This window comes from Microbacterium fluminis (assembly GCF_051549805.1).
Lineage (GTDB): Bacteria > Actinomycetota > Actinomycetes > Actinomycetales > Microbacteriaceae > Microbacterium.
The window spans coordinates 823,920-841,108 of sequence record NZ_CP196042.1; the positions used below are offsets into that span (position 1 = coordinate 823,920).

The 17,189-nt window shown below is 69.7% G+C and carries 14 protein-coding genes, 2 tRNA genes and 2 pseudogenes; 5 read left to right on the plus strand and 13 right to left on the minus strand.

All coding sequences use genetic code 11. From position 1 onward, the window contains the following. The first annotated feature begins 415 nt into the window (after positions 1–415). Together ACSJDX_RS03975 and ACSJDX_RS03980 are read left to right on the plus strand one after the other, a co-directional pair. On the plus strand, positions 416–1,369 hold the full coding sequence (locus tag ACSJDX_RS03975) for a pyridine nucleotide-disulfide oxidoreductase (protein WP_438354287.1): 954 nt from the start codon (positions 416–418) through the stop codon (positions 1,367–1,369). A 94-nt stretch (positions 1,370–1,463) separates the two neighbouring features. Further along, positions 1,464–1,709, plus strand: a complete 246-nt coding sequence (locus ACSJDX_RS03980) for a hypothetical protein (protein WP_438354288.1) — start codon at positions 1,464–1,466, stop codon at positions 1,707–1,709. A gap of 19 nt (positions 1,710–1,728) precedes the next feature. Here ACSJDX_RS03980 and ACSJDX_RS03985 read toward each other — a convergent pair whose 3' ends face one another. Next, positions 1,729–2,526 (minus strand): transglutaminase-like domain-containing protein, encoded by a 798-nt coding sequence (locus ACSJDX_RS03985; RefSeq protein ID WP_438354289.1) that lies wholly within the window; start codon positions 2,524–2,526, stop codon positions 1,729–1,731. Positions 2,527–2,691: 165 nt separating this feature from the next. On the opposite strand from ACSJDX_RS03985, the gene ACSJDX_RS03990 reads away from it, so the two are divergent. Continuing rightward, positions 2,692–3,552, plus strand: coding sequence for a phosphatase PAP2 family protein (locus ACSJDX_RS03990; protein WP_438354290.1), 861 nt, complete (start codon positions 2,692–2,694; stop codon positions 3,550–3,552). Between the two features lie 72 nt (positions 3,553–3,624). On the opposite strand, the gene ACSJDX_RS03995 is transcribed toward ACSJDX_RS03990, so the two are convergent. The 8 genes from ACSJDX_RS03995 to serS form a co-directional block, all read right to left on the minus strand. Continuing rightward, positions 3,625–4,443 (minus strand): SRPBCC domain-containing protein, encoded by an 819-nt coding sequence (locus tag ACSJDX_RS03995; protein ID WP_438354291.1) that lies wholly within the window; start codon positions 4,441–4,443, stop codon positions 3,625–3,627. Beyond that, on the minus strand, positions 4,440–4,907 hold the full coding sequence (locus ACSJDX_RS04000; protein ID WP_438354292.1) for an SRPBCC family protein: 468 nt from the start codon (positions 4,905–4,907) through the stop codon (positions 4,440–4,442). Before ACSJDX_RS04000 ends, ACSJDX_RS03995 begins: the two co-directional genes overlap by 4 nt. Before the next feature lie 286 nt (positions 4,908–5,193). Further along, positions 5,194–5,282 (minus strand) — tRNA-Ser (locus tag ACSJDX_RS04005). A 75-nt stretch (positions 5,283–5,357) separates the two neighbouring features. Continuing rightward, entirely contained in the window at positions 5,358–6,680 is a 1,323-nt protein-coding gene (locus tag ACSJDX_RS04010) for an LCP family protein (protein ID WP_438354293.1), read from the minus strand. Positions 6,681–6,726: 46 nt separating this feature from the next. After that, a complete protein-coding gene (locus tag ACSJDX_RS04015) occupies positions 6,727–8,007 on the minus strand; it encodes an LCP family protein (protein ID WP_438354294.1) in 1,281 nt (426 codons plus the stop codon). A 55-nt stretch (positions 8,008–8,062) separates the two neighbouring features. Next, positions 8,063–8,147, minus strand: a tRNA-Ser gene (locus ACSJDX_RS04020). A 203-nt stretch (positions 8,148–8,350) separates the two neighbouring features. Next, on the minus strand, positions 8,351–9,274 hold the full coding sequence (locus ACSJDX_RS04025; protein WP_438354295.1) for an HAD family hydrolase: 924 nt from the start codon (positions 9,272–9,274) through the stop codon (positions 8,351–8,353). Then, entirely contained in the window at positions 9,271–10,554 is a 1,284-nt protein-coding gene (gene serS, locus ACSJDX_RS04030) for a serine--tRNA ligase (RefSeq protein WP_438354296.1), read from the minus strand. Before serS ends, ACSJDX_RS04025 begins: the two co-directional genes overlap by 4 nt. A 149-nt stretch (positions 10,555–10,703) precedes the next feature. Between serS and ACSJDX_RS04035 the strand changes: the two genes are divergently transcribed. Continuing rightward, entirely contained in the window at positions 10,704–11,777 is a 1,074-nt protein-coding gene (locus ACSJDX_RS04035) for a diacylglycerol/lipid kinase family protein (protein ID WP_438354297.1), read from the plus strand. Here the strand turns inward: ACSJDX_RS04035 and ACSJDX_RS04040 are convergent. The 4 genes and pseudogenes from ACSJDX_RS04040 to ACSJDX_RS04055 all read right to left on the minus strand — a co-directional run bounded on the left by ACSJDX_RS04040 (position 11,740) and on the right by ACSJDX_RS04055 (position 15,708). Further along, positions 11,740–12,684, minus strand: coding sequence for a carbohydrate ABC transporter permease (locus ACSJDX_RS04040; protein ID WP_438354298.1), 945 nt, complete (start codon positions 12,682–12,684; stop codon positions 11,740–11,742). The genes ACSJDX_RS04035 and ACSJDX_RS04040 overlap by 38 nt on opposite strands. Further along, positions 12,669–13,265, minus strand: a pseudogene (locus tag ACSJDX_RS04045) (carbohydrate ABC transporter permease); the annotation flags it as partial. The pseudogene ACSJDX_RS04045 and the gene ACSJDX_RS04040, both read right to left, overlap by 16 nt. A 20-nt stretch (positions 13,266–13,285) precedes the next feature. After that, positions 13,286–14,515: pseudogene (locus ACSJDX_RS04050) on the minus strand (alpha-amylase family glycosyl hydrolase); the annotation flags it as partial. Positions 14,516–14,703: 188 nt separating this feature from the next. Then, a complete protein-coding gene (locus tag ACSJDX_RS04055; RefSeq protein WP_438354299.1) occupies positions 14,704–15,708 on the minus strand; it encodes a LacI family DNA-binding transcriptional regulator in 1,005 nt (334 codons plus the stop codon). 113 nt (positions 15,709–15,821) lie between these two features. On the opposite strand from ACSJDX_RS04055, the gene ACSJDX_RS04060 reads away from it, so the two are divergent. Beyond that, positions 15,822–17,177, plus strand: a complete 1,356-nt coding sequence (locus ACSJDX_RS04060) for a cryptochrome/photolyase family protein (protein WP_438354300.1) — start codon at positions 15,822–15,824, stop codon at positions 17,175–17,177. The last annotated feature ends 12 nt before the right edge of the window (positions 17,178–17,189 follow it).

Consider the following 17,189-nt stretch of genomic DNA (forward strand, 5'->3'; position numbering starts at 1 on the left):
CTGACCGCGGGCGCGGGACCCGTCAGACGCGTGCAGCGCAGAGACTGCGCGTGCGTACTGCCGGTGAAGAAGCCGACGATCGGATCTCCTCCGGATGCCGACCGCAGCGCCGCGACGTCCGTGTCAAGTCGTTGCCGATGCGACCCTCGTCGACTGCAGTGGATGACATGGACACGGAACCGGAACGACATCGCGTGCTCGTGATCGGCGGCGGCAACGGCGGCCTTTCCGTCGCGGGTCGACTGCGCCGCGGTCGAGTGAAGGGTGTCGCGGTGATCGAGCCGCGGACCGAACACGTGTTCGCGCCTCTGCAGTCGCACATCGCCGGAGGCGTCGCGCGAGCCTCGGCGGCCGTCCGCCCGCAAGCCGACGTCACGCCCCGGGGCGTGACGTGGATACCGACAAGGTCGCACGTGTGGACCCACTCGATCGCACCGTCACGACCGAGACGGGAAGGACCATCGGCTACGCACATCTGATCGTCACCGCGGGTCTGGAGAACCGGTATGGCGACGTGCCTGGACTCGAGGCCGCGATGGCGGAGCCGAGCGGAGTGTCGAGCTATACGTTCGAGCTCGCTGCGAAGGCGTCGCCGGCGTTGCGGGACTTCCGGCAGGGCACCGTCGTCTTCGTTCAGCAGCCGGAACCGGCCTCGGCGGCAGGCGTGGCGCAGAAGCCGATGTACCTCGCGAGCGATTGGTGGCGTGCTCTGGGACGCCTCGATGCGATCCGGGTCGTCTTCGTCTCGCCCGAGTCATCGCCGTTCAGGGTTCCCGCCATCAGCGCAGAACTGCAGCGGAAGATCGATGAGTACGGGATAGAGACGCGATTCGACTCCGAACTGGTCGAAGTACGGCCGGAGGAGCGCGAGATCGTCATCCGTCATGGCTCCACCGTCGAAACGATCGGATACGACTTGCTGCACGCCGCGCCGCCGCAGTCGCCACCGGATTGGATCGCGTCGTCCGGGCTCACGGATGCGGAAGACCCGCACGGCTTCGTCGACGTCGACCCCGAGACGCTCCGATCGCGTCGGTTCGACGACGTCTGGGCGCTCGGGGATGCCGCCTCCGTCACGACCCTCCGATCGGGCGGCGCGATCCGGACACAGGCGAAGATCCTGACACGTAACCTCATGGCGGTTCTCGATGGTGGGGCACCATCCGACCGATATGACGGATACACGGTGTGTCCGATCACGGTCAGCCGCCGCACAGTCGTCTTCGCGGAGTTCGACGGTCTCGGCCGGTTGGCGCCGACAGTGCCCGGGTGGAAGACCCTCTTCACAGAGCGGCGCCTGTCGTACGTCTTCGATCGGTGGATCCTGCCGTGGGTCTACTGGAACCTCATCCTGCAGGGCCGCGGTTGAGCGCCTTCCCGACGTCTCGAGTGGCGCGGCTGTCAATCCCCTTCGCCGCTGGGCAGTCTCGGGAGACGCTGTGAAACCGACGAAGGAGAAGACGATGACCGGTACGAACAGCTCGGACTCGGACACGACGGACGACGGAGGGTTCGAGGGACCCGATGTGGAGAAGTCCGTGCACGACCAACCGGTGATCGACCGGGGACATGACGAACTGAACGACAGTGCCGACTCCTACGCGAGCCCGGCGCGGTCCGAAGACCACGACTCCGCTGCGGACGCCGGTGCCGAATCCTCGGAAGAGGGCGCGGCAGCGATGAAGGATGCTGACGAGGCTGAGCTCTGACCGTCGCGATCTGCGGGTGCTACCGCATGACGACGAGCTCGTTCAGGTCGTCATCCGGCAGCACGTCCGCGACGGCCGTGACTTCCATGGCGGCGAGGTCCACCCGACCGGAGATGGTCGTCAGGAACGCCGAGTCCGCAGCATCCCGTCCCGTCGCGATCCGCACCAGGGTCGATCGGGGCGCCAGGGTGGTGGCATCGACGACGCGCCACGCGTCGTCGACCCATGCTTCGGCGACGGCGTGGAAATCCATCGGATACAGGCCGGGCGCGTACACCGACACGAGTCGTGCGGGAACGTTCAACGCGCGCAGGAGCGCGACGGTCAGGTGCGCGTAGTCGCGGCAGACTCCCCGGCGTGCCAGCAGCGTGCGGACCGCACCGTCCGTCGGCAGGCTCGACCCGCTGACGTACGCCAGGTGCGTGCCGACCCAAGAGGCGACCGAGGTCAGAAGCTCGGCCGGGTCGGTGATACCGCCGAACTCGGCGAACGCGGTGGGACCGAGGGCATCCGACTCCGCGTACCGGCTCGGACGACGGTAGACGACCAGGTCGGTCCCGTTGGCGACCGTCGCCTCCGCCTCGCCGACGATCGACGCGCGGTACGACGCGACGAGGCGCCCCGCGGGGCTGGACACCCGCTGCAGCCGCGTGCCGTGCGAGTCGTTCAGGGACTCGAAGGACAGCGGCTCGCCATCGAGCGTGAACGTGAGCGCCTCGGTGACCGGGGTGTGATGCCTACTCACCGCCATCGAGAAGACCATCTCGGCGCGTTCGGTGACGTCCAGTTCGATCCGGCTGCTCACGTCCCTCTGCATGGCACCCAGCGTGTCATACCCGCGACGCGACCTCTGTCGGTGGCACCCGCACGTGTCAAGCCCGTCCACAAGCTGTGGCGCGGCTCATAGCCTGGAGACCCTCGGCGCTTTCGACAGAGCCGCCGAACGCGCGGCCACGAGGATCCGCTGACACGAAGAGAGATCATGGCGGCGAACGACGAGAACCTCCCCCGGGATGAGAAGCGCGCTCACGGCGTCTCCGGCGAGCTCCACGAGGACCGGTTCGTCGGCCCCGAGGATCTGACGCGCTGGCGAACCAGGTTCGGGGAATGGCTCGGCCGACTCGCGCGTGCCATCACCGATCGACTGGGGCCCTACGCGACGCTCGTGATCAGTCTCGTCGTCGGCATGCTGGTCGCGTGCCTGCTCAGCGTGGTCGCGGTGCAGGTGTACGACGCGGTCACGGACCGAGAAGGCGTGGCGAACCTGGACCGCCCGCTGCTCGACCTCTCGCTTCAGCTGCGCTCACCGGTCGGTGACGTCGTCATCACGGCGTTCACGGATGTCGCCGGGCCGATCGGGATGCCCATCATCGCCGCCGTCGCGATCCTCGTGCTCTCGCTGACGCGGAAGTCGTGGACCCCGGCGATCCTGATCGTGTCAGCTGCGGCCGGGTCGTTGGCGATGACCATCGCCGGCAAGGACCTCATCGCACGGCAGCGCCCTCCGTTGTCGGATGCCGTTCCGCCGTACGAGTTCTCGCCGTCGTTCCCCAGCGGCCACACGCTCAACGCCGTCGTGGTCGTGGGGATCATCGCCTATCTGGTCCTCTTGCGTCAGCATTCCCGGCGCACACGCATCCTGACCGTGACCGGAGCGGTGCTGTTCGCGGTCCTCATCGGCCTCAGCCGCGTATACCTCGGCCACCACTGGTTCACCGACGTCCTCGGCGGGTGGCTGCTGGGTGCGGCCTGGCTGTCGTTGGTCATCACCGCGCATCGCATGTATCTCACGGCACGCGCGCATCGGCACGCGTCAGCCGATGCGGACGCGACCACGAGCTAGACGGCGGGACTCGCCGCTGAGCGGATGGAGCGGGTGCAGCCGCGCTGCGCCGGCCGCGCCTGCCGATCGCGGTCACACCTCGATGTCGCGCAGCAGATCTTCCAGGGCGTCGAGGAGCTGACGCCATCCGGGTTCGAGACCCGCGACGGCGGGCCCAGCGGCGGGCGAGGCATCCTCGACGTCGATCGTCAGCTGAAGGTCCGTGCCCGCGGCTTCCTCTGCGCCTCCGCGGTCGCCCCCACCCTCCCAGAGCGTGAGGGAGTACCGCGCGCGGAAGAGGTCGCGGCCGGCATCGTCCAGTGGAGCAAGACTGAACTCGAGCAGATGTGGAGGCTCGACCGTCTCGATGCGGCCCGCGGAGACGTACCGAGCGCCGTCACCTTCGCGAAGCGCGAGACGGACAGCGCTCCCCGGCTCGGGTCCGATCTCGAGCGCATCCACGGTGAAATGGCGCGGCGCCCACCATCGCGCGACGAGCGCTGGATCCGTGCATGCGACCCAGATATCCGACACCGAGGCGGGAAGGCGGCGCTCGAGTCGGATGCGGTGCTTCGCGCCGGCGTCATCGGTCCGGTCTCGGATGGCTTGTTCGTAGGCGTCGAGTTCGACGTCGTCGGGATCAGCACGACCGAACGCTTCGAAGTGCTCCGCCAGCATCCGCATCGCTCCCCTGTCGAGACGCGCGACGCGACGGCGCCCCAGCCTGTGCACGACGATGAGTCCCGCGGACTCGAGCGCCTGCAGATGCTTGGTGGTCTGAGGCTGGAGCGCGTCGATCGCGGCCGCCACCTCGCTGACCGTGCAAGCCTTCTCCGAGAGAAGATCGAGGATGCGAAATCTGGTCGGCTCGGCGGCGACCGCGAGCGCGCGCTGGATGTTGATGCGGGTCACCCGCCTGCCAGGAGCGCCGCGAGGTTGTCGAGCTCGTTCGCCCGCCCGGCGAGCAGACGCTGGGTCCATTCCTCGTCGTGCATCGCCTCCACGCGCATGACGATCCGCGTGCCGTCCCCGGCCGGCGACAGCTCGACCGTCGTGAGCTGCTGGTACGGCTCGTGGTCGGGCACGAAGTCGACGACGGACCGGTACGCGAGACGGCGGGGCTCGTCGAGTTCGGTGAAGTACTTCCGGGATTCGGCGGACAGCGGCATCCCATACTGCTCCATGAAGGCGATCTGCTCCGGCGCGACGGCCGTCATCGTGTACAGGAGCTCACCCCCGGGCGTGAGATCGAGCTTCGTGACGTCGGTGCGGAACCCCTCGGGAGCCCACCACGACGAGATGCCCGCCGCGGTGGTCCACAACTCCCAGACACGAGAAGGCGGAGCGGAGACTGTTCTTTCGATGGTTTCGGTCATAGCCCGAAGTTACATTCGTCTAGACGAATGTGTCAATCCAGGTCTCACGACCGTGTCGAGGATGCGGCGCGGCTGGGAGCTCACCGAAGTGTCGATCCCCCGACCTGCAGCTCGGGCGCGAGGCGGCTCCGTCGGAAGGCGCCGGTGCTCCCCTCGATGCGGTCGATCAGAAGCCTGACGGCATCCGCGGGGATGGAGAGGTCTGTTCTCGGACATCGAGCGCTTAGCCAGCAGCGAGGGGCCGCCGACTCCCAGTGTTTGCAACGGCTTTGGCCGAGCGAGAATGCGGAGACGGAGGGATTTGAACCCTCGGTCCCCGTGAGGGGACTCCACCTTAGCAGGGTGGTGCACTAGGCCGAACTATGCGACGTCTCCAGGCGAGAGTCGTCGGAACGACCCTCGCGCCCAGCAAGCATAACCGCTCGGCGACCCCGGCGACGAACCCGCTGGCTACTTCTGCGGCTGCGTGCAGGTGACCTGCGCGGCGGTCGAACCGGCGATCTGGCTCGGCAGGGCGACCGTGTCCGACGCGGTCGCCGACGGCGCGGGAGTCGCCCCGGGAGCCGTGGTCGGGGCGGTGGTCGGGGCTTCCGTCGGAGTCGCCGTGGCGGCATCCGTCGGCGTCGGGGTGGGCGACGGAGTGGCGGAGCCCGTCACCGCGACGCCGTAGCCCTGGCTGGCGTCGCCGGTGAGCTGAAGCGCCTTGTTGGCGGCGAGCGCCTGGAAGAGCGCGTCGGCGGCGCTCGTCACGGGCAGCACCCTGCTCGCGCCGACACCGGACGCGTACTGCGTCGGGTACTGCACGAAGACGATGTCGGCGAAGGGCACGCTCTTGAGCGCCATCGCGATCTGCACCATGCGCGTGGGGTTCGCCAGGCCCGAGCTCAGCACGAGCTGGCCGGAGGTGACCTGCTGCATGGCGGTGGTCGCGATGCCGAACAGGGTGGTCGGGTTCGTCAGCACGGACTGGTTCTGCAGCTTTCGCACCAGGGACGACATGAACTGCTGCTGGTTGGAGATGCGTCCGAGGTCGGAGCCGTCGCCGATGCCGTGGCGGATGCGCAGGAACTGCAGCGCCTCGACGCCCTGCAGCGTGTGCTGCCCCGCGGTGAGATGAAGGCCGGTGTGCGTGTCGTCGATGTTCCCGGCGACGCAGACGTCCACACCGCCGATGGCGTCGGAGAGGTTGATGACGCCGGTCCAGCGGATCGCGGCGGCGTACTGGATCGTGGTGCCCGTCAGCTTCTCCACGGTCGCGACCGAGCACGCGAGCCCGCCGTGGGAGTAGGACACGTTCAGCATCGCCGCGCGCTGCGAGCCGTACGTGGTGCCGTCGGGACCGGTGCAGGTGGGGATGTCGACGAGCATGTCGCGCGGGATCGAGATGACCGTCACCCGGCGCGGGTTGGCGCTGATGCGCACCAGCATCGTGACGTCGTTGCGCTCCCCCGCGGTATCGCCGGCCTGGCACGCACCCGACAGCGCGGCATTGGGGCCCGCGCACGAGTCGGTGCCGACGATCAGCATCGTGACGTCGCCCTCGATCTCGCCCATCGTGGGCGGCGGAAGAGTGGCGTCGCTGCCGATCGTCACGGAGTTGGCGGCGATCGCGTCGGTGGTGTTCCACAGCGCGAAGGCGCCCACGCCACTGATCGCGACGACCGCCACCAGGACCGCTACGCCGAGCGTGCCGAGCAGCTGCAGCACGGGGTTGGGGGTGTGGAGGCGCCCGTGTCGGGCGAGCGGTACGCGGGTGCGGCGGGTCGGGCTCACTCGATCGTTCCTTCGGCGCGGTGGATGTCGTACGTGGTGCGAAGACTCAGCCGCGCAGGTTGCCCGCCGAGCACGTGGCCTGAGCGGCCGTCGTCCCCGGGATCGACGAGTCGAGCTGTACAGCCGACTCGCTGGGCGCGGGCGTCGCGCCGGCGGTCGCGTCGGGCGACGGCGTGGTGGGGGCGGGTGCCGTGGGCGCGGTCGTGTCGACCACCACGCCGCCGGTGTTGTTCGGGTCGCTCGTCGGCACGATCGGCTGGTTCGCCGCGAGCGCCGCCCACAGCTCGTCGGCCGCGGTGTAGTTCGGCACGACGCGGTTGACGTCGGCCGGATCGGTGTTCACGGGGTACTGCACGAACACGATCTGGTCGAAGGGGACGCTCTTCACCGCGAGGGCGATCTGCGCGAGGGTCACCGGGTTGGCCAGGCTCTGGCTGGGCGTGACGTTGTCGACGGCGGTCGTGGCGAGCTTGAGGAGCGTCGCCGGGTCGGCGAGCACGTTCTCGGCCACCAGCTTGTGCGCCAGGCGGGACATGTACTGCTGCTGGTTGGAGATGCGCGCCAGGTCGCTGCCGTTCTCGAGGCCGTGGCGCGTGCGCAGGAACTGCAGCGCGTCCAGGCCCTGCACCGTGCGCATGCCGGCGGGCCAGTCGATGCCGGTGTAGCGGTCGCGGATGCCGCCGTTGCCGATGCACACGTCGACACCGCCGATCGCGTCGGTAATGTTGATCACGCCGCCGAAGTTCACCTTCGCGGCGAACGGGATGCTGAGTCCGCTCAGCTCGGCCACCGTCTTCACCACGCAGTTCAGACCGGTCTTCGTTCCGCCGTTCATGTAGGCGGAGTTGATCTGCTGCTTGCTCATCGCCGACGCGGTGGAGCCGTCGTCGCGTGTGCACGACGGGATCGGCACCATAAGGTCGCGCGGGAAGGAGATGACGGTCACTCGGCGCGGGTTGTCGGAGATGTGCACGAGCAGGTTGACGTCGTTGAGCTCGCCGCCGGCGTCCGCGCCGGTGCAGCGGTCGCCGAACGCCGCCGCGAACTCGGGAGCGCATTCGTCGGTGCCCGCGATGAGCAGGTTCACTCCGCCTTCGATCGCGCCGATGTTGGGGGGAACCGAACCCTGGCCCTCGATGGCGACCGCCTTGTCGGAGACGGTGCTGATCAGGTTCGTCACGTAGTAGGCGGCCACGCCGGCGCCGGCGACGAGCACGACGGCCACGGCGACGGCGAGGATCTTCAGGAACTGACCGACCGGGCTGGGCGATTTCAGGGCACCGTGACGCGCCACGGTGCGACGGCCACGCTTGGTGGTCTGGCTCACGCGGGTCCTCTCGGGGTGGGGTATCCAGGCGTGGATCCGACACACCCGTCGACAGCGGAGGGTGTGGGATTCGAACCCACGGGACATCTCTGCCCACTGGTTTTCAAGACCAGGTCCATCGGCCGCTCGGACAACCCTCCCGGCGGGCAACCCGGAGGCGCCCGTCGACAACGGCCGAGTCTAGTCGACGGTTCGGTCGCGTCCCATTGTCGCGGCAACGGCTGGGCGGGTGCTGAACGGCACGCAGGCGGATGCTATGGGTGAGCGGATGCCGCGGGCCGGGCGACGCTTCGACAGGGTCAGCGACCGGGGGTCGGACTCCGGGCGACGGGAGCCGGTCGGGTCAGAGGGTGCGGAGCACCTCGGCGACGCCGCCGTCCTGCACCGACGAGGTCAGCTCGCCCGCCGCATCCCGCACCTCCTGCGGCCCCTGCCCCATGGCGACCGCGCGTCCGCCGTGCTCGAGCGCCCAGCGGAACATGCCGACGTCGTTGCGTCCGTCGCCGAACACGATCACGTGCGCCGGGTCGAACCCGAGCCACCCGCGCACGAGCTCGAGCGCCGAGCCCTTGTCGACGCCCATCGGCGCGATGTCGAGCCACGCCGTCCAGCCGATCGCGTACGAGACCTGGTTGAGGCCGATCTCGGAGACGAGCTTCACGAAGTCCGCTTCGCTCTGCCCCGGCGCGACCACGACGACCCTGCTGACCGGATGCTGCGACAGCACCTCGAACGGTACCACACGGGCGTCGGTGAGGTTCCAGTCGTCCATCGAGTCGGTGTAGAGACGTTCGCCGTCTTCGAGCTCGACCATGTAGTGGGCATCCGGCAGGTGCTCGCGCAGCAGCCCCAGCACCGTGGCGGGGTCGAAGGTCTCGGTGTGGAAACGGACGTACGACGCGGCGCCCGAGGCATCCGTCTGCCGCTTCAGGATGACGGCGCCGTTGGAGCACACCACGTACTCGGGCTCGATCTCGAGCAGCTTCTGGATGTGGAACGTGCCGCTCCAGCTGCGGCCGGTGGCGAGCATGACCTCGTGGCCGGCGGCGTGCGCGTGGGCGACGGCCGCGACGATGCCGGGGCTGAGCGTCTCGTCCTCGAGCAGCACCGTGCCGTCGATGTCGAGCACGACGAGAAGGCGCTCGGTGGGCGTGGAGGGGTCGGATGCCTCGGCGGCGAGCTCTTCGACCAGCTCGGCCGCGACGGATTGCGGGGCGACCTCGACCGTGCGCGTCTCGGGCAGGTGCGCCGCGGTGTCGTCGGTCACTCCACGGGCTCCAGCACGTCGAGGCCGCCGAGGTAGGGGCGCAGGACCTCGGGCACGGCGACCGACCCGTCGGCGCGCTGATGGGTCTCGAGGAGCGCGACGATCCACCGGGTGGTGGCGAGTGTGCCGTTGAGGGTGGCGACCGGCGTCGTCTTCGCCGGCGCCGCACCCTCTTCGACGGCGGGCCGGTAGCGGATGTCGAGGCGGCGGGCCTGGTAGGTGGTGCAGTTCGAGGTGGAGGTGAGCTCGCGGTACGCGTCCTGCGTGGGCACCCAGGCCTCGACGTCGTACTTGCGCGCGGCGCTGGAGCCCAGGTCGCCGGCGGCGACGTCGATCACCCGGTACGACAGACCGAGATCCTGCAGCATCCGCTCCTGCAGCTCGACCAGACGCAGATGCTCGGTCTCGGCCGCTTCGGGCGTCGTGTAGACGAACATCTCGAGCTTGTTGAACTGGTGCACGCGGATGATGCCGCGGGTGTCCTTGCCGTACGACCCGGCCTCGCTGCGGTAACAGGTCGACCACCCGGCGTAGCGCTTGGGTCCGCGGCCGAGGTCGAGGATCTCGCCCATGTGGTAGCCCGCGAGCGGCACCTCGCTGGTGCCCACGAGGTAGAGGTCCTGATCGTCGAGGTGGTAGACCTCGGCGGCGTGCTTGCCGAGGAACCCGGTGCCCTGCATGACCTCCGGACGCACGAGCGTCGGGGGGATGATCGGGGTGAACCCCGCCTGCAGGGCCCGGTCGAGGCCGAGGTTCATGAGGGCGATCTCGAGGCGCGCCCCGATGCCGGTGAGGAAGTAGAAGCGGCTGCCGGACACCTTCGTGCCGCGCTCCATGTCGATGGCGCCGAGCAGCTCGCCGAGCTCGAGGTGGTCGCGGGGGGTGAAGTCGAAGACCGGCGGCTCGCCGTGCGTGCGCAGGGTGATGAAGTCCTCTTCGCCGCCGGCGGGCACGCCGTCGAGAACGATGTTCTCTATCTGCGACATCGCGGCGGTCGCGGCATCCTCCGCCTCGGTCACGAGGTGCTGCGCGGCCTTGACCTGCTCGCTGAGCTGCTTGGCCTCGGCGACCAGCGCGGCCTTCTCGGCCTTGGGCGCCTGGGCGACCTTCTTGCCGTGCGCGTTCTGCGCGGCGCGGAGCTCTTCGAACGAGGTGATCGCGGCGCGACGGGCGCGGTCGGCGGCGAGCGCGCCGTCGACGGTCTCGACGGGCACGCCGCGCGACTCCTGCGAGCGCTTCACGAGCTCGGGCTGGTCGCGGAGGAGCGCGGGATCGATCATGCCTCCATCCTACGGAGGCCGCTCCGCGCGGCCGGCCCGACTTCCTCGTCCATCGCCCGTGAGGGGTGAGGAGGGGAGGGTGAGGCGCGGGACGGATGCCGCGCCCCGCCGACGGTGCGGCGAGCCCCGGCGACATTAGAGTCGTACCCATGCCCCAGGGTCCCGGCGACACCGACGACAGGCCGCGACGCGCCGCCCTCGTCTACAATCCCATCAAAGTCGACGCGGAGGCGCTGCGCGCGAGCGCGGAGACCCTGTCTGAGGCGGCCGGGTGGCAGCATCCGCTGTTCTTCGAGACGTCGGTCGACGACCTCGGCGACGGCGTCACGCGCGAGGCCCTCGCCGAAGGCGTGGACGCAGTGATGGTCGCCGGCGGTGACGGCACCGTGCGGGCCGTGGCCGAGGCGATGACCGAGTCGGACGTGCCGCTCACGATCGTGCCCAGCGGCACCGGCAACCTGCTCGCGCGCAACCTGAACCTGCCGCTCACCGACGCGGAGGCGATGATCCGCGCCACGTTCGAGGGTGACCGCCTGCCGATCGACATCGCCTTCGCGGCGCTGCGGCGCGACGACGGAGAGAACGTCGAGCACGCATTCGTCGTGATGGGCGGAATGGGGCTGGATGCCGCGATGATCGCGAACACCAGCGGCGACCTGAAGAAGCGGGTCGGCTGGATCGCCTACGTCGACGGCGCCGCGCGGTCGCTCGTGAAGGCCACGCCGTTCCGCATCATGTACCAGATCCCCGGGCGCCGGCTGCACTCCGCGCGGGTGCAGTCGATCCTGATCGCCAACTGCGGATCGCTGCCGGCGGGACTCGAGCTCATCCCCGAGGCATCCGTATCGGACGGGCAGCTCGACGTCGTCATCTTCCAGCCGAAGAACGCGCTCGGCTGGCTGCTCGTGTGGCGGCGGGTGGCGTGGGACAACAGCTTCCTGCGGAGGTTCCGCGCGGGACGCCAGGTGCTCTCGCTGCGCACGAAGGACAACACGGTCATCTACTCGCGCGGCGAGGGGATCGAGCTGCAGGCCGAAGAGGCCCAGCCCGTGCAGCTCGACGGCGACGAGTTCGGCTCGGCCACCCGCATCCGCGTGCGCATCGTGCACGGCGGCGTGATCGCCGTGGTGCCGAAGGGGCCACGAGACCGCCAAGCTCTGACGGGCGGTGAGCGGATGCCTCGGCTCAGCCCTTCACGGCACCGCCGAGGCCGGCTCCGTTGAGGAACAGCCGCTGGAACACGAGGAACAGCACGATCGGGATCACCGTCGCGATCGCCAACGCCGCCAGGAAGACGTCGAGCTCGATGTACTGCTGCAGTTGCGGCAGGCGCACCGACAGCGGCTGCATCGCCGGGTCCTTCAGCACGAGCATCGGCCAGAGGAAGTCCTTCCACGCGGCGATCACCGCGAAGACCGACACGACGCCGATGATCGGCCGCGACATCGGCAGCACGACCGACCAGAACAGGCGGTACGGCCCCGCGCCGTCGACGCGCGCGGCCTCGAACACCTCGCGCGGCAGCGCGTCGAAGAAGCGCATCATGAGCAGCACGTTGAACGCGTTGGCGCCGGCGGGCAGCCACACCGCCCAGAAGGTGTTGATGAGCGACTGGCCGAGGAGGGGCGGCTGCACGATCGTGAGGTACAGCGGCACGAGGAGCACGATGCTGGGCACGAACAGCGTCGCGAGCACGAGACCGACCACGATCCTGCCGTAGCGCGGCCTCAGCACCGACAGCGCGTAGCCGGCCGTCGTCGCCACGACGAGCTGCACGATCCACACCCCGACCGCGAGGATCACGGTGTTGAGGAAGTACTTGTCGATCTCGACCCGCGTCCATGCCTCGGCCAGGTTCGCCCAGTCGATGCCGTTCGGCCACAGCGCGAGCGGCTGGCGCAGGGTGTCCTGGGTGGGGGTGACGGCCGACTTCGCCAGCCACAGCACCGGGCCGAGCCCGACTACGATCAGCGACACGAGCAGCACGAGGTGCGTGATGCGGGTCGGGATCCGAACGCGCCGGCGGCGCAGATCGGCGGTGGACAGGATGCCGCGATCCGCGTCCGACGGCCGAGGGGCCGTCCGCGGCACGCGCACGGTGCGGGTCGCGGTTCTCACGAGGTGCTCCATCTCTTCGTAAGGCGGAAGTAGACGGCGGAGAAGATCGCGAGCACCACCGCGAGCATGAGGCTCAGTGCGGTGGCGGCGCCGTAGTCACCGCCCAGGCTGCTCTGGAACGCGTACTTGTAGATGAGCATCAGCACCGTCATCGTCGAGTTCGCCGGGCCGCCGGCGGTGAGCAGGAACGGCTCGAGGAAGACCTGCGCGGTGCCGATGATCTGCAGGATGAACGTCACCAGCAGCACGCCGCGCAGCTGCGGAAGCGTGACGTGCCACACCTTGCGCCACACCCCCGCGCCGTCGAGCTCGGCCGCGTCGTACAGCTCGGGAGGCACCCCGACGAGCGCTGCCAGGTAGATGATGACCGTCCCGCCTGCGGCGGACCACGTCGCGAACAGCACGATCGACGGCATCGCCGTGGCCTGGTCCTGCAGCCACGGCAGCGGACCGAGACCGACCCAGCCGATGATCGTGTTGAACACGCCGTTCGGCGAGGCGTCGTAGAAGAACTTCCACAGGAGCGCCGCGACCACCGGCGGCACGATCACCGGCAGGTACGCGAGGGCGCTGAACAGGCCGCGGGCCCGGCGCCGATGTGCTCGAGTGCGACGTCGGCCTCGGGAATGCCCAGCTCGTCGCCCTGGTAGATGTACATCGAGCCGGGAAGAGCCGCGATCATGAGTGCCGCAGCACGCGCACGGGCGGTGCCGCGCACGAGGTCGGTCGGGGTGCCGAAGCGCTTGCGCTCGAACGCGAAGCCCGAGTCCGCGCGGCCGTACCGGGTCACCGGCCGGGTGATGTCGTGGTTGGACAGCACCCAGGTCGCCGGCGCGCCGATCGGGTCGTGCTCGGCGAGGGTGCGCGCGATCGACGCGCGCATGCGCGCGGCGCTCCACGGCTGGGTCATGAAGTCGAAGTTGAACGCGGTGTGCATCTCGTCAGGGCGCAGGTAGCGGGCGAAGCGCTCCGCATCGGCGAGCCACACCTCGCCCACGAGCACGCGCGAGCCCGCGTACTCGTCCGCGACGGCGCGCCAGCCGCGGTAGATGTCGTGGATTCCGTCGCGGTCGAGGTGGGGGTGGGCCCCCGGTCCGGGCGCGGCCGGCACTTCGGGCAGGTCCGGGTCCTTCACCGGGAGCGCGGCCGAGTCGATCCGCACACCGGCGACGCCGCGGTCGAACCAGAAGCGCAGGATGTCCTCGTGCTCGCGGCGCACCTCGGGGTGGTTCCAGTTGAGGTCGGGCTGCTCGGGGGTGAACAGGTGCAGGTACCACTCCCCCGGCGTGCCGTCAGAGGTCGTCGTGCGGGTCCACGTGTCGCCCTGGAAGCTCGACACCCAGTGCGTGGGCATCTCGGAGCCGTCCTCGCCCTTGCCGGGATGGAACCAGAACCGCTCGCGCTCGGGACTGCCCGGCCCCGCGGCGAGCGCCGCCTGGAACCACGGGTGCCGATCGGAGACGTGGTTGGGGACGACGTCGATGATGGTGCGGATGCCGAGGGCCAGGGCGTCGGCGATGAGCTCCTCCGCCTCGGCGAGCGTGCCGAACCGGGGGTCGATGTCGCGGTAGTCGGCCACGTCGTAGCCGCCGTCGGCCAGGGGGCTCGGGTACCAGGGGTTGAACCACAGGGCATCGACGCCGAGAGCCTTCAGGTAGCCCAGGCGCTGCCGCACGCCGGCGAGGTCGCCGGTGCCGTCGCCGTTCCCGTCGGCGAAGCTGCGGACGTACACCTGGTAGATCACGGCCGTGCGCCACCAGTGCGGGTCGTCGGTCGACGGCACGACGGGGCGGGTCGGTGCTGATCTCGTCAGGACGTCGCTGTCCACGGGTCTCCTCGTCATCGGGGATCGGTGCTCTCGACACCGAATGTAGCTTTTAGCCGCGTTGATTGCAAGATTTTGACATGCAGGCGAAATATTGCGATCTCATAACGCCACACGCGCGAAGGAGTCATGACCGCGCGCCGGGGATCCTCCGGGAACGCCGATCGTCGTGCACTCTCCGGCGCGAGGTGCGGGTGGGGGCGGCCTCAGGCGGCCGGGCCGGTGGAGGAACGCAGCACCAGCTCGGGCTCGAACAGCAGCTCGTCCCCGGCGCTGGACGTCCCGGCGATCTGCGAGAGCAGCAGCTCGATGACGGTGCGCCCCATCGACTCGATCGGCTGACGCACCGTCGTCAGCGGGGGCTCGGTGCAGCTCATCAGTGCCGAATCGTCGTAGCCGACGACACTCACATCGCCCGGCACGGCCAGACCCGCGCGGCGCGCGGCGCGCACGGCGCCCAGCGCGAGTGGGTCGCTGGCGCACACGATCGCGGTCGCGCCGGCGGCGAACAGGCGGGATGCCCCCGCCTGCCCCGACTCCAGGGAGTACAGCCCGCGGACGATCAGCTCCTCGCGCAGCGGCGCCCCGAGCCGGTCGAGCACACGGCGGGCGGAAGCCAGCTTGCGCTGGGAGGGCACGTGATCGACAGGCCCCAGAAGCAGGCCGATGCGGCGATGACCCAGCTGGTGCAGGTGCAGGAGCGCCTGTTCGGCGGCGGCGGCGTCATCCGTCGACACCGTCGCGAAGGCGAGTCCGTCGATGCGGGCGTTGACGAGCACGGTCGGCAGGTTCACCTGGCGCAGCCGTTCGTAGTGATCGTGCACGGCATCGGCCTGGCTGTAGTTGCCGCCGAGGAAGATCACGCCCGACACCTGCTGCTGCAGCATCAGATCGACGTAGTCCGATTCGGTGATGCCGCCCGCGTTCTGGGTGCACAGCAGCGGCGTATAGCCGTTCTGGGTGAGTCCGCCGCCGATGATCTCGGCCAGGGCGGGGAAGATCGGGTTCTGCAGTTCGGGCAGCACCAGTCCGACCAACCGCGCCCGCTCGCCGCGCAGCTTGGTGGGCCGCTCGTACCCCAGCACGTCGAGCGCGGTCAGCACCGCCTGGCGCGTAGCCTCCGACACCCCCGGCTTGCCGTTGAGCACACGGCTGACGGTGGCCTCGCTGACTCCGACTTTGCGCGCCACCTCGGCGAGACGCTTCGACATGCGCTCAGCTTACGCAAGAACCTGCGCGCCTTGCGCAAGAGCTTGCAATCAATGCGCGGCGCCCTCGTGTCAAGGGCGCGCGGACGACCGGGCGGCCCGGCCAGGATGGGCGCATGGTGAGTCCGTCCCTCGTGTGGTTCCGCGACGACCTGCGGTTGGCCGACAACCCGGCCCTGCGCGCGGCACTCGAGCGGGACGAACCGGTGATCGGCCTGTACGTGCTCGACGAGGAGTCGCGTGGCATCCGTACGCACGGGGGCGCGGCCCGCTGGTGGCTGCACCACTCGCTGGCCTCGCTCGCCGAACGGCTGCGCGAGCGCGGCGGGGTGCTCGTGCTGCGGCGCGGCCCGGCCGAGCGGGTCGTGACCGAGTTCGTGACGGATGCCTCGATCGGCGCCGTCTTCTGGAACCGCCGCTACGGCGGTCCCGAGCGCGCGGTCGACGCCGCCCTCAAGTCCTCGCTGCGCGAGGACGGGGTCGAGGTCGCCTCGTTCGCGGGCTCACTGCTGTTCGAGCCGTGGACCGTGACCACCGGCGCGGGCACCCCGTTCTCGGTGTTCACCCCTTACTGGCGCGCGTGTCTGCACCTTCCCACGCCGCGTCGGCCACTGCCCGAGCCGCGCGAGGTGCCGGGTCCGGGCACCCCTCCCGCCTCCGACGACCTCGACGACTGGGCGCTGCTGCCCACGACGCCCGATTGGGCGGGCGGCCTGCGCGACACGTGGGAGCCGGGCGAGCCGGCCGCCCGAGCGCGGCTGCGCGCGTTCCTGCGCGACGACCTCGACACGTACGACGCGGCGCGCGACGAGCCCTCGGCCGGAGCGACGTCGCTGCTGTCGCCGCGCCTGCGGTGGGGCGAGGTGAGCCCCTACACGGTGTGGCACGAGACGGTCGACGCGGGCGCCGGCGGCCGGTTCCTGACCGAGGTCGGGTGGCGCGAGTTCGCCTGGCACACGCTGTACCGCTTCCCCGAGCTCGCCACGAAGAATCTCCGCACGGAGTTCGACGCCTTCCCCTGGCCCCGGCTGAAGCCGACGGCACTGGAGGCGTGGCAGCGCGGCGAGACCGGATTCGCCCTCGTCGACGCGGGCATGAAGGAGCTGTGGCGCACCGGGTACATGCACAATCGCGTGCGCATGGTCGCGGCATCCTTCGTCATAAAGAACCTGATGATCGACTGGCGGCGCGGCGAGGAGTGGTTCTGGGACACGCTCGTCGACGCGGATGCCGCGAGCAACCCGTTCAACTGGCAGTGGGTGGCCGGATCCGGCGCCGACGCGGCACCGTACTTCCGCGTGTTCAACCCCGAGCTGCAGGCGAAGAAGTTCGACCCGCAGAACCGCTACATCGCCGAGTGGGCCCCCGAGCACGTCTCGGGCATGCCGCCGCAGCCGATCGTCGATCTGGGCGAGACGCGCAAGGCCGCCCTCGAGGCCTACGAGCACGTGAAGCAGGCGCCGCGCGGCTGACCGGGCATCGGA